The sequence below is a fragment of the Schaalia vaccimaxillae DSM 15804 genome (genome assembly GCF_000420425.1).
Lineage (GTDB): Bacteria > Actinomycetota > Actinomycetes > Actinomycetales > Actinomycetaceae > Pauljensenia > Pauljensenia vaccimaxillae.
Window position 1 is genome coordinate 386,081 of the sequence record NZ_ATUX01000005.1, and the last position, 13,481, is coordinate 399,561.

7 protein-coding genes and 2 tRNA genes are annotated in these 13,481 nt (G+C 57.6%); 8 read left to right on the forward strand and 1 reads right to left on the reverse strand.

Annotated elements, in window-relative coordinates:
- Positions 1 to 241 precede the first annotated feature (241 nt).
- The 4 genes from G439_RS0101865 to G439_RS0101880 all read left to right on the forward strand — a co-directional run bounded on the left by G439_RS0101865 (position 242) and on the right by G439_RS0101880 (position 3,037).
- Positions 242 to 775 carry a DUF4256 domain-containing protein gene (locus tag G439_RS0101865; protein WP_022867490.1) on the forward strand — a complete coding sequence of 178 codons (534 nt, stop codon included), beginning with the start codon at positions 242 to 244 and terminating at the stop codon, positions 773 to 775.
- Between the two features lie 55 nt (positions 776 to 830).
- Positions 831 to 907, forward strand: a tRNA-Ile gene (locus G439_RS0101870).
- Positions 908 to 1,042: 135 nt separating this feature from the next.
- Positions 1,043 to 2,314, forward strand: a complete 1,272-nt coding sequence (locus G439_RS10785; RefSeq protein WP_022867491.1) for an LCP family protein — start codon at positions 1,043 to 1,045, stop codon at positions 2,312 to 2,314.
- 171 nt (positions 2,315 to 2,485) lie between these two features.
- The gene (locus G439_RS0101880; RefSeq protein ID WP_243442531.1) at positions 2,486 to 3,037 is read left to right on the forward strand and encodes a peptidoglycan-binding domain-containing protein; all 552 of its coding nucleotides are present in this window, start codon (positions 2,486 to 2,488) and stop codon (positions 3,035 to 3,037) included.
- Positions 3,038 to 4,225: 1,188 nt separating this feature from the next.
- Here G439_RS0101880 and G439_RS0101895 read toward each other — a convergent pair.
- Positions 4,226 to 4,299 (reverse strand) — tRNA-Lys (locus G439_RS0101895).
- A gap of 511 nt (positions 4,300 to 4,810) precedes the next feature.
- Here G439_RS0101895 and rpoB point away from each other — a divergent pair.
- From rpoB to rpsG, 4 genes are all read left to right on the forward strand, one after another.
- Positions 4,811 to 8,287 carry a DNA-directed RNA polymerase subunit beta gene (rpoB, locus tag G439_RS0101900; RefSeq protein ID WP_022867495.1) on the forward strand — a complete coding sequence of 1,159 codons (3,477 nt, stop codon included), beginning with the start codon at positions 4,811 to 4,813 and terminating at the stop codon, positions 8,285 to 8,287.
- A 15-nt stretch (positions 8,288 to 8,302) separates the two neighbouring features.
- Positions 8,303 to 12,202, forward strand: coding sequence for a DNA-directed RNA polymerase subunit beta' (locus tag G439_RS0101905; RefSeq protein ID WP_026459287.1), 3,900 nt, complete (start codon positions 8,303 to 8,305; stop codon positions 12,200 to 12,202).
- 381 nt (positions 12,203 to 12,583) lie between these two features.
- Positions 12,584 to 12,958, forward strand: a complete 375-nt coding sequence (gene rpsL / locus G439_RS0101910) for a 30S ribosomal protein S12 (RefSeq protein ID WP_022867497.1) — start codon at positions 12,584 to 12,586, stop codon at positions 12,956 to 12,958.
- Entirely contained in the window at positions 12,958 to 13,428 is a 471-nt protein-coding gene (gene rpsG, locus G439_RS0101915; RefSeq protein ID WP_022867498.1) for a 30S ribosomal protein S7, read from the forward strand. Before rpsL ends, rpsG begins: the two co-directional genes overlap by 1 nt.
- Positions 13,429 to 13,481 lie beyond the last annotated feature (53 nt).

Consider the following 13,481-nt stretch of genomic DNA (forward strand, 5'->3'; position numbering starts at 1 on the left):
GCAGAATTAGACACAGTCGTCAAAATTTGCTCACCAAGCCTGCTGACGGATCGTTGGAATATCAACGTTTTAAGAATAACTGGTGCCTACTAACACACGCGACTGTGTCTGTTTTTGCGGGTGATTAATAGGATGTGGCAATGCCCCATACTCTGACCACGCAGCGCCTGATGGTGTCAGGCCTTTTCGTGGCTCCTTGTGAGCATTCACGTCGATGTGACCAGATGGCTAGACTGCATCAATGATTGAGATTTTGCGTCAGCGTTTCCTGCTTAACCCAACTCGTCACCCAAATGTTGAGTGGGGAGACGTGGAACGCTGTTTGTTGGACCGCCCGCGGGTCCTTGCGTCATTGTCGCAAATGGAACAAACGGGTGGAGAGCCTGATGTTATTGCTGCCAATGACGACGGTGGGTTGGTCTTTGCGTTTGCTGACTGTGCCCCAGAAACCCCTGAAGGTCGCCGTTCTTTGTGCTACGACGATGAAGCCCTCAAATCGCGGACAAAACATCCTCCGCGCGGGAGTGCTTGCGGGCAAGCCACAGCAATGGGAGTTACTTTGATGAACGAGGCCGAATATGCCTACTTACAAACGTTGGGTGAGTTTGATATGCGAACCTCCAGTTGGCTGGAAACAGATGTGGCTGTACGCGGTAAAGGTGGGGCGTTGTTTGGCGATCGCCGGTATGGTCGTGTTTTCACTTATCACAATGGTGCTGACTCCTACTATTCATCGAGGGGATGGCGTGGGATCCTTCGAATACGAGCTAATTGAGTCGTGGCAGGCTGTGTATTTCGCAATTTGGCGGATTGGCCGCTAGTCTGATGGGGCCCCAATAGCTCAGTCGGTCAGAGCAGCGGACTCATAATCCGTCGGTCGTCGGTTCAAGCCCGACTTGGGGCACCACTGATGAACTGGCCTTGTAGAGGCGGGATTTGTCCTCTTTTGGGCATCTAGCGAGTGGGATCCGTGGTGGTTGTTACTACTGTGTTTCTTCTTTACGTTCCTGACGGGTGGTGTGGGGCTGTGTAGCATACTTGCATGGATGCTAAAAATAGTTGGGCATCGCATCGTTTGGCGCTGCATCGAGCGCAAGATCCGCGCCGATACAGGCCGTTGTGCGCATTGGTTTCAGTTCTTTTTTCTGTTGTTCTGTTTTTTGCTACCACGATAGCTTTTGTCTGGTTCGACTTGTCGCGTGCTCTCAATAAGAATTCTCTCGACACTGCTGAAATTCGTCAGTCGATTTCCGGACAGTCTGACGACGAGAAAAAAGTGGATCCTCTTCTTCCGGGTGAGCCTCTCAATATTCTTGTGTTAGGAATTGATTCGAGAAAAGATCAATCTCCTAATTTTGGATCTATTGAAGATGCTGAAGGTGTGCGTGGTGATACGACGATCCTAGTGCATATATCGCGTGATCGAAGCTCAATGACTTTAGTTTCTATTCCAAGGGATTTGATGGTTCGGATTCCGAATTGCCGTCTTCCGAATGGTGAAGAGTCGATGGAGACTTTTGGTCAAATTAATTCGGCGATGATGATCGGTTCTGGTGCTGATTATGATATTGCTCATGGTGTTGCGTGCGCACAGTCAACGGTTGAGAATCTTACAGGTCTTCAAATCGACAACTTCGCGGTAGTTGATTTTAGAGGGTTTGAGAGTGCGGTAGATGCTCTTGGAGGTGTTTGGTTCGATGTTCCTCAAGACGTTGAGGATCCGGAGGCGAATGCTCATCTTTCGAAGGGATGTCAATTACTAAATGGTGAGCAAGCCTTGGGATATGTCAGGGCACGTAAATCGCTTGGTGATGGATCAGATACGTTGAGAATTGGAAGACAGCAAGAATTTGTTGCAGCTCTTGTGCGAGAGGTCTCCCGGAAAGTTTCAAATGGCGATCTCCCAACTTTTATTACTTTTCTTCGAAGTGTCTTAAGTGTTTTGCAAGTATCTCCGCAACTTGCATCTCTTGAAACTGATCTATCGTTACTTGTGACAGTCGCAAATCTCCCTCAGGAAAATACGCGGATAATTACGATGCCGCGTGAGCCGTGGGTAGAGGATCCCAATCGGGATCAGCCTCAAGAGCCGTATGCTTCTCAACTCTGGCAATCTCTTCGTGAAGACACCCCGTTGCCAAGCGAAATCGGGTATCTCTCGGGTGATGGGCAGTCATCCGTGGCTCCGGAGGCGACAGATTTGGAGCAGGCTGAATCTCTTGAGGAAGAGGAAGAGATGGAGTCAACGATAGCGCAATCATCAGTGGCGCCTGAGACGCATCCGCAGGTTACTTGTCCGCCTAATAGCCGTTGAGCTGGTGTTCTTTCAGATAGGAAACTTTAGTTTATTGTTTTTAGAGCCTTTTGCCTTCATGCCTCTTCCTGTTGCTTGCGTATCAAGATAATCTGATGAAGTCACACAATGACGTGTGACGTAAAAGGATCGAGGTCTTCAAATGTCAAACATCAGATACTTTAAAAAGGAGTGTTCACCACCGCTGTGACGGCGGCACTACTTTTTGTTTCCACTGCGGCGAATACCATGGAGATATCCGAACAAACAGAGAGTGCGTCGAATCGGGACGTTCCAGTGGCTCCTTATGTTGATGGTTCAGAGATTGCTCCGTTGTGTATTGGCCTACCAACAGATCCGTCGGAGCTTCCGCAACTGGAAGATATGTTGTTCATGAGAGCCGCCTCTGTGGAATGCAACGACGCATACACGCAAACGGTCATGAAAGGGACCGCATATGTCCGAATTCCAGCGTGGATGCCTGCTCACGGTTTTAGTTACAATTGCTATCTTGAGCGATGGTCTGAAAATCGGGGGGTAGCTGAGCTCCAGTATTCTTTGAAACACTGCAACGGCCAGCAAATTGCAGTAGATGGTGTTTATGGGCCGGCAACTGAACAAGCAGTGAAGAACGTGCAGTACATCCATGGTCTCTATGTCGATGATGTGTACGGTCCTGCAACTGGAAATGCGATGAAGTGGAAGGCATATAACAGCCAATGCATTCGTGTGTCTCTGACCTGAGGTAGCTCCGAGTCGGCATCTTTCGCTACTTTCCGTTGGTTGAGCGGTTGTGATGCCAAAGAGATTCTTGGCATCACAACTGTCTCAATGAGACTCAGACTCTTGCTCAGATACGGGTTTTATCTTCTCCGAGGGGTGTTCTACGTTCTCGAAGAGCAGCTCGTATCGTTCATTCGCGCAATGTTTCTTACTGCGGCGTCAGAAAGTCTGATTTTAGTCGCGTCGCATCAGTCGGCTTGCCTGAGCCGCGAATTGCCGAGCGACAACGGCTCTGAGTGATGTGTCAGTTGATGTGAACATCTGGCGCTGAATGAAGGCAAATTGAGTCTAGGTCGCTCTGAGTTTTTCACAGTATGGATTGGTCGAAAGGGCACTGTGACTGCACGCTTACGTTTGGTCTGGTGCCGTCTACGTGTTCACGGACATTTTAGCGGCGGTGTCTAGGTAGCTGGGATCCTTCGACTCTTGAGCGACACTAGTTATTTCTGCGATCGGGTTTTCATCCTCTGAATGTTTGATGGAGCCGATGACACCTGCGAGTGTTTGTTCCAATAGGTGCTGTAACAAGAAGATAGAATTGGCAAGTTCTTCAAGCTCACCTAGATCAGAAGTCGAGGTTTTTGAATCAGATGCCTTCTCAGCGCGTGCGGCTCTTGAGAGGGGCCGAGTCTGAGGTGCATAGCTTGCTCCGTCCGAACGCGTGAAAAGCACATCTCTGTACACGAACATTGGCCAGATCTTCTTGCAGTCTTTTCTACGCGAGCAATCCTGTCAACAACGACAAGATCTGAAGAAGGAATACGGATCATGCGGGCTTGCCGCACGCGAGTTCCTGAGCCGGGCAGATTACCAGCCCAACACGAATTGCGGGACTGGGGATCAAGCGACGGAATTGTGGCCCGAACGAATCCGGTCAATGAATCACGACGCTGTGAACCTCATCCACAATCGGAGTAGGAGGTTATGAGAGACATGCCAGGTGCGTGAGAGGGCATACACCCCGCGAAGCAAATGCGCCCGACTGAAACCCTGACTTACTGGCACCAGCAAAGCGAAAAATCTCGGTCATAGCAAGACGAAAGCTCGTATTAACCGCAACTTTGGGTGCCCTCCGCGGAAAATGACGCGGTTAGAGCCCTGTAGAGAACAAATAAAATCCCGCGAGGCTGGGCCTTGCGGGATTGTCTGTGCCCCCTCAGGGATTCGAACCCTGGACACCCTGATTAAGAGTCAGGTGCTCTGACCAACTGAGCTAAAGGGGCGCTGCCGAATCTCTCCGGCGACAGGAAAGAACTTTACGCACCTGGACGCCGCATTGTCCAATCCGTGAAGCCGCTCGTGACGTGGCGTTCGTCTCCCCAGGCGTATTTGAGCAAACGACCTGGCGGCACAGACCCAGTGTGCCAATTGAAAGCCTGAACGGAGAGAGGCAGGGGAACGAGATCCACCGTTATGCGTTGATGCCGGTTCGTCTACGAGCAGGCGTGGGCGGATAACGGTGGATCTCGGCGTTAAAGGTGGGGTGTTCGGGGAACGCAGGCGAACTCGGCGGAAAAGTGCACCCTGTGGCAAAGCGATACTCTTGTGAATCGCGTGACAAAAGCCCTGATGCGTTGAGAAGGCGACACTCTACACCTAGACTCACTATTTGCGCCTTATTGTGCCCGAGGTGTGCCGTACCCACCCGCTTTTACAGGCGCTGAGCGGAATGGACGGTATCAGATAGGGGCCGAAGGTGCTTTGCGCAAGGACAAAAGCAGGGAAGGATCCCCTTTGGCTGCCAGTAGCACTGCCAACCAGCCCAGGAACCGCATCTCATTCGCCAAGCTCAGCGAACCCCTTCAGGCCCCGAACCTTCTGGGTCTTCAGGTCGAGAGCTTCGATTGGCTGCTGGGCAACGACGCGTGGAAAGCTCGCGTAGAAGCCGCACAAGCTCAGGGACGCCACGACGTCCCCGACACCTCCGGTCTGGAAGAGATCTTCGAAGAGATCTCCCCGATCGAAGACGTCGCAGGCACCATGTCGCTGTCATTCCGCGACCACCGCCTTGAAAAACCCAAGTACTCCATCGAAGAGGCCAAGACCAAGGACTACACCTACTCGGCCCCGATGTACGTCACCGCCGAGTTTATGAACTACGAGACCGGCGAAATCAAGTCGCAGACCGTCTTCATGGGTGACTTCCCCTTGATGACACCGCGCGCGACCTTCATCATCAATGGCACCGAGCGTGTCGTTGTCTCCCAGCTCGTGCGTTCCCCCGGCGTGTACTTCGAGCGTGTCTCGGAGCGTTCCTCTGACAAGGACACCTTCGGCGCGAAGATCATTCCCGGACGCGGAGCCTGGCTCGAGTTCGAGATTGATAAGCGTGACGCCGTGGGCGTTCGCATCGACCGCAAGCGCAAGCAGTCGGTGACGCACTTCCTCAAGGCCATCGGCATGACAGAGTCTGAGATCCGTGAGTCCTTCAAGGACTACCCGATCCTGCTTGAAACCCTGGATAAGGACTCCGTCCAGACCCAGGAAGAAGCCCTGCTCGACATTTACCGCAAGTTGCGCCCCGGCGAGCCTGCCAACGTTGATGCTGCGCAGACCCTTCTGAACAACTACTACTTCGATTCCAAGCGCTACGACTTGGCTAAGGTTGGTCGCTACAAGATCAACAAGAAGCTGGCCGTGGATGCCGACCCGAAGTCGTCGACCCTGTCTCTGGAAGACATCGTCGCCACCGTTAAGTACATGCTGGCTCTGCACCAGGGTGAGAAGACTTTCGCAGGCATGCGCGCAGGCGAGGCCGTCGAGGTTCGCGTTGAGCCCGACGACATCGACCACTTCGGTAACCGCCGTATCCGCGCAGTGGGCGAACTCATCCAGGCTCAGGTCCGCACTGGCCTGGCCCGTATGGAACGCACCGTGCGCGAGCGCATGACCACGCAGGAAGCTGACTCGATCACGCCTCAGTCGCTGATCAATATCCGCCCCGTGGTTGCTGCGATCAAGGAGTTCTTCGGAACCTCTCAGCTTTCGCAGTTCATGGACCAGAACAACCCGCTGGCTGGCCTGACCCACAAGCGTCGCCTGTCGGCTCTGGGCCCCGGTGGTCTGTCCCGTGACCGCGCCGGCATGGAGGTCCGTGACGTTCACCCCTCGCACTACGGCCGCATGTGCCCCATCGAATCACCTGAAGGCCCCAACATTGGTCTGATCGGTTCGCTGGCCACCTTCGGACGCATCAACCCCTTCGGCTTCATTGAGACCCCCTACCGTGTTGTCAAGAACGGCAAGGTCACCGACGAGGTCGAGTACCTGACCGCCGACGATGAGAACGCGCACTTCATTGCGCAGGCTTCCTCTCCTCTGGCCGAGGACGGAACCTTCATCGAAGAGCATGTCCTGTGCCGTGTTGCCGGCGAAGACCCCAGCTTGATTGCACGCGATCGCGTGGACTACATGGACGTGTCCGCACGTCAGATGGTGTCCGTGGCCGCCGCTTTCATTCCCTTCCTCGAGCACGACGACGCTAACCGCGCACTCATGGGCGCGAACATGCAGCGTCAGGCTGTGCCGCTGCTGACCACCGAGGCCCCGCTCGTGGGCACCGGCATGGAGCGCCGCGCCGCCGAGGACTCCGGCGAAATGATCCTGGCTGCCCACTCCGGTGTTGTCGCTGAGGTCAGTGCCGACATGATCATCGTCTCGACTGACGAGGGCGGACGCGACACCTACCGCCTTGAAAAGTTCGAGCGTTCCAACCCCGGTAACTGCACCAACCAGCGCGCCATCGTCAATGAGGGCGACCGCGTCGAGGTCGGCACCGTCCTCGCCGACGGCCCCGCCACCGACAATGGTGAAGTTGCCCTGGGCAAGAACCTCCTGGTCGCCTACATGTCGTGGGAAGGCTTGAACTACGAGGACGCGATCATCCTTTCGCGTCGCGTGGTTGAAGAGGACGTCCTGACTTCGATCCACATCGAGGAATACGAGGTCGACGCCCGCGAAACCAAGCTCGGTGAAGAAGAGATCACCCGTGATATCCCGAACGTCTCCGAGGAATCCCTGGCTGACCTGGACGAGCGCGGCATTATCCGCATTGGCGCCGAGGTCACCGCTGGCGACGTCCTCGTCGGTAAGGTCACCCCCAAGGGTGAAACCGAACTGACCTCGGAGGAACGCCTGCTGCGCGCCATCTTCGGTGAAAAGGCCCGCGAGGTGCGTGACACATCCCTGCGTGTGCCTCACGGTGAAGAAGGCATCGTCATCGGTGTGCGTGAGTTCAACGATGAGGAAGACGACCTTAACCCCGGCGTCAAGCAGACCGTCCGCGTGTACGTGGCCCAGCGCCGCAAGATCACCATTGGTGACAAGATGGCTGGACGTCACGGAAACAAGGGGGTTGTCTCCAAGATTCTGCCCGTCGAGGACATGCCGTTCCTCGAGGACGGAACCCCCGTCGACATCATCCTCAACCCGCTGGGTGTGCCCGGTCGTATGAACGTCGGCCAGGTTCTCGAATACCACCTGGGTTGGCTGGCCCACCAGGGCTGGGATGCTTCCGAGGCGGTCAAGGCTGGCGAGTCCTGGACCCGTCACCTGCCTGCTGATGGCATCACCACCGAGCCTGAGTCCCTCGTGGCAACCCCCGTGTTCGACGGCCTTGAAGCCGAAGAACTCCAGGGCCTGCTGCGCTCCGTGAACCCCAGCCGCGATGGTCAGCGTCTGACTAACGAAGAGGGCAAGGCCCGTCTCTTTGACGGTCGCTCCGGCGAACCCTTCCCGTACCCGATCGCGGTCGGCTACACCTACATGCTCAAGTTGCACCACCTGGTCGATGACAAGATCCACGCCCGCTCCACGGGCCCGTACTCGATGATCACGCAGCAGCCACTGGGCGGTAAGGCCCAGTTTGGAGGCCAGCGCTTCGGCGAGATGGAGGTGTGGGCCCTCGAGGCTTACGGCGCAGCCTACGCCCTGCAGGAATTGCTGACCATTAAGTCGGACGACACGACCGGCCGCGTCAAGGTGTACGAGGCAATCGTTAAGGGCGAGGACATTCCCGAGCCCGGTATCCCCGAGTCCTTCCGAGTGCTCATCCAGGAAATGCGCTCGCTGTGCCTGAACGTCGAGGCTCTCGACGCGGCTGGCAACGCCATCGACCTGCGTGACCAGGACGAGGACTTCAACGCGCGCGAAGACCTGGGTATCTCCTTGGAGGCCCGTCCCAACGCCGCCGCGACCATTGACGCGATCTGATAGGGAGAGTTGACTTTGCTGGACGCAAGAACGTTCGACAGCCTGAAGATCACCCTGGCCACGGGTGATGACATCGCCTCGTGGTCCCACGGTGAGGTGAAGAAGCCGGAGACCATCAACTACCGCACGCTCAAGCCCGAGCGTGACGGCCTGTTTGGTGAGCAGATCTTCGGCCCCACACGCGACTGGGAGTGCGCGTGTGGAAAGTACAAGCGTGTCCGTTACAAGGGCATCATTTGTGAAAAGTGCGGTGTTGAGGTCACCCGCTCGAAGGTTCGCCGCGAGCGGATGGGTCACATTGACCTGGCTGCCCCCGTCACCCACATCTGGTACTTCAAGGGCGTGCCCTCACGCCTCGGCTACGTGCTCAACCTGGCGCCGAAGGACCTGGAGAAGGTCATTTACTTCGCCGCTTACATGATCACCGAGGTCGACGAGAAGGGCCGCGCTGAGGACCTGGCTGACCTGCGTGCCGAGTTTGAGGTGCGCAAGAAGCAGATGGAAGCCAACCGCGACGCTGCCATCAATGAGCTCGCCGAAACCATCGAAGCCGATTTGGCGAAGATGGAATCCGAGGGCGCAACCGCCGCTGAGCGTGAGCGTGCCCGTAAGGCCGGCGACCGTCAGATGGCCAAGGTTCGTAAGAACTACGACTCGGACATTGATGGTCTTGAGGAAGTGTGGGAGCGTTTCAAGAACCTCAAGGTCGGCGACCTTGAGGGCAATGAGATGCTCTACCGCGCGATGGTTGCCAACTACGGCACCTACTTCAAGGGCGATATGGGCGCTTCGGCGATCCAGAAGCGTCTGGAGACTTTCGATCTTCAGGCCGAGGTCGATGCTCTGCGTCAGACCATTGCCAATGATTCGGGTCCGCGTAAGGCTCGTGCCATTAAGCGCCTTAAGGTCATCAACGCCTTCGTTGCCACCGGCAACAAGCCCGCGTCGATGGTCCTGACCAAGATTCCGGTGATCCCGCCGGATCTGCGCCCCATGGTTCAGCTGGATGGTGGCCGTTTTGCGACCTCGGACCTCAACGATCTGTACCGTCGCGTGATCAACCGCAACACCCGCCTCAAGCGCCTGCTTGAACTGGGCGCGCCCGAGATCATCGTTAATAACGAGAAGCGCATGCTTCAGGAGTCTGTGGATGCCCTCTTCGACAATGGTCGTCGTGGTCGTCCGGTGGCGGGCCCTGGTAACCGTCCCCTCAAGTCCATTTCGGACATGCTCAAGGGCAAGCAGGGTCGTTTCCGTCAGAACCTGCTGGGTAAGCGCGTGGACTACTCGGGCCGTTCGGTCATCGTGGTTGGTCCTCAGCTCAAACTGCACCAGTGTGGTCTGCCCAAGCAGATGGCTCTGGAACTGTTCAAGCCCTTCGTCATGAAGCGTCTGGTTGAGAAGAACTACGCGCAGAACGTCAAGGCTGCCAAGCGCAAGGTGGAGCGTCAGCGACCCGAGGTGTGGGACGTCCTCGACGATGTCATTCGAGAGCATCCTGTGCTGCTCAACCGCGCACCTACCCTGCACCGTCTGGGTATTCAGGCCTTCGAACCGCAGCTCATCGAGGGTAAGGCTATTCAGCTGCACCCGCTGGCCTGTGGCGCCTTCAACGCTGACTTCGACGGCGACCAGATGGCAGTCCACCTGCCCCTAGGTGCTGAGGCTCAGGCCGAAGCTCGCATCCTCATGCTGTCGACGAACAACATCCTCAAGCCTTCCGATGGTCGCCCCGTGGCGATGCCGTCGCAGGACATGATCATCGGTCTGTTCCACCTGACATCCACGCCGGATCCGTCCATCGAGGTTGCCAAGGACGACAAGGGCGCGAAGATTGTTCCGGCATTCTCCAGCCCCGCCGAGGCTCGTATGGCCTTCGATCGTGGGGACCTGGACCTCAACGCCAAGGCGTTGATCCGCTTTGCCGGAATTGTGCCCCCGGCTGGCTGGGATGCGCCCGAAGGTTGGGAGCAGGGCGACGACGTCGTCCTGGAGACCTCACTGGGTCGTGCGATCTTCAACGAGCAGCTGCCCGTTGACTTCCCGTACGTCAACGAGGTTGTCGGCAAGAAGCAGCTGGGCAACATTGTCAACACCCTGACCCAGCACTACCCGAACGTGCTGGTGGCCGAGTGCCTCGATGCGCTCAAGTCCTCTGGTTTCCACTGGTCGACGTGGTCTGGCATCACCATTGCCTTCTCCGACATTCAGGCTTCCCCGCGCAAGCAGGAAATCCTGTCGTCCTACGAAGACAAAGCCGCTCAGATCCAGGATCAGTACGAGACCGGCTTCATTTCCGAAGACACCCGCTACGAAGAACTCGTGGCCCTGTGGCTGCAGTGCACCGAAGAGGTCGCTGACGACATGCGCGCCAACTTCGACGAGCGCAACACCGTGTACCGCATGGTGAACTCTGGTGCTCGTGGTAACTGGTCGCAGGTTCAGCAGCTTGCTGGTATGCGTGGCCTGGTGTCCGACCCGAAGCAGAAGCTCATTGAGAGCCCGATTAAGGCGAACTACCGCGAGGGTCTGACGGTTCTCGAATACTTCATCGCTACCCACGGTGCTCGTAAGGGTCTGGCCGATACGGCTCTGCGTACCGCTGAGTCCGGCTACCTGACTCGTCGTCTCGTTGACGTCTCCCAGGATGTCATCGTTCGCGAGGCCGACTGTGGCACCCGTCAGGGTGTCAAGATTCAGATCGGTCAGAAGAACGAGGACGGCCAGTGGGTCGCTCTGGACACCGTTGACACCACCGCTTACGCCCGTAACTTGGCGCGCGATGCGGTCAACGAGGCCGGAGAGGTCATCATGCCTGCCGGAACCGACCTGGGTGACGACGAGCTGGTTCAGCTTGTAGCCGCCGGTGTTGGTGAGATTACCTGCCGTTCCGTGCTGACCTGTGAGTCGGCCGTTGGCACCTGCGCCGCCTGCTACGGCCGCTCTTTGGCCACCGGCAAGCAGGTTGACATCGGTGAGGCCGTGGGCATTATTGCTGCACAGTCCATTGGTGAGCCCGGCACCCAGCTGACGATGCGTACCTTCCACACCGGTGGTGCTGCTTCGGCTGCTGACATTACGCAGGGTCTGCCGCGCGTGCAGGAGCTCTTCGAAGCTCGTACGCCCAAGACCGAAGCGAAGATGACCGAGGCTTCGGGCCGCGTCCGTATTAATGATGATGATCCGGCGAACCGCCACATCATCATTACCCGAGACGATGGCCAGGAAGACCTTGACATTGAGGTCTCGCGCCGTCAGAAGCTCCTGGTTGCCGAGGGCGACCACGTGGTTGCGGGTACTCCGCTGACCGAAGGGCAGCTCGACCCCAAGAAGGTCGTGCGCATTATGGGCCGTAACGTGGCGCAAAAGCAGCTCGTTGACGAGGTCCAGAAGGTCTACCGTGACCAGGGCGTGGGTATCCACTCCAAGCACATTGAAGTCATTGTGCGCCAGATGCTGCGTCGCGTAACGATCCTTGAATCCGGTGACACCACCTTCATGCCTGGTGAACTGGTTGACCGTATGGCCTTCCAGTCCCAGAACCGCAAGGTTGCAGCCGAAGGTGGTCAGCCTGCGGCTGGCCGTCCCGAGCTCATGGGTATCACGAAGGCTTCGCTGGCCACCGATTCGTGGCTATCGGCCGCATCCTTCCAGGAGACGACGAAGGTTCTGACCGAAGCTGCGATGAACGGCAAGTCCGATGCCCTCGTTGGCCTCAAGGAAAACGTCATCCTCGGTAAGCTGATTCCGGCCGGTACCGGCCTGGCCCGCTACAACCGAGTCAACGTTGAGCCCACGGCTGAAGCCCTGGCAAACTCCAACTACTCCGAGTTGGATTTCCAGGACGGCGAGGTGTCCGAGGACTTCCTTGACGCTCTTGGTTCAATCGACTTCGGGATGACTTTCCACGAGTGATCGCGTGAAGTGATTGTTTGATCAACTGCGAGGGTCCGGTACGAAAGTTCCGGGCCCTCGCAGTGTGTCCCGCAGTATGCGCTGTACTTCACGTACTGGTCCTTTGACCCCGATGTGACTTCACCAGTAGTCTGGTATGCGGTTCCCGTGTCTTCACGGGTCACTCTTCGTCGGCCTCAGGTCGACAGCGGGCTCCGTCCGTCGGAGCTCCGGGCGTCATTCTCTGACCCGGCCAACTCGGCCTCGTTATCATGGCGCGCCGGCCCCCAGACGGACACCTGTGCGTCCGCAGAAGGGGGGCCAGAAGTCGCGGATGACTGACTCAATAGGGCCCACGACCTTGTGTCAAGGGCCGCCGACGGAATAGAAACTGGAGTACCAGTGCCTACCATTCAGCAGCTCGTCCGCAAGGGCCGCAGCTCCAAGCGCGCGAAGGTGAAGACCCCTGCGCTTAAGGGCTCGCCCCAGCGTCGCGGCGTGTGCACTCGCGTGTACACCACAACCCCGAAGAAGCCGAACTCGGCTCTGCGAAAGGTCGCCCGTGTGCGCCTTTCCTCCGGCATCGAGGTCACCGCATACATCCCCGGTGAAGGCCACAACCTGCAGGAGCACTCGATCGTGCTCGTGCGTGGCGGTCGTGTTAAGGACCTCCCCGGTGTCCGTTACCGCATCGTGCGCGGCTCGCTCGACACCCAGGGTGTCCGTGGCCGCCAGCAGGCACGTTCCCGCTACGGCGCGAAGAAGGAGAAGAAGTAATGCCTCGTAAGGGCCCCGCTCCCAAGCGCCCCCTCGTCGACGATCCGGTCTACGGCTCCAAGGTCGTCACTCAGCTGGTCAACCGCGTCCTGCTGGACGGCAAGAAGACCGTTGCTGAACGCATCGTCTACAGCGCACTCGAAACCGTTCGCGAGCGCACCGAGCAGGACCCGGTGTCTGTGCTCAAGCGCGCCCTCGACAATATCCGCCCTGCCCTTGAGGTTCGCTCCCGCCGCGTCGGCGGCGCAACCTACCAGGTGCCGGTTGAGGTTCGCCCCGCGCGCGCCACAACTCTGGCTCTGCGCTGGCTGGTCGACTTCTCCCGTCAGCGTCGCGAAAAGACAATGACGGAACGCCTCGCCAACGAGATCCTGGATGCCTCCAACGGTCTCGGCGCCGCAGTCAAGCGTCGCGAGGACATGCACAAGATGGCTGAGTCGAACCGCGCGTTCGCCCACTACCGCTGGTGAACTGACCCTGTTGACGAGGACGGCCCCGGTCGCCCTCGTCAATGGGATCGCAG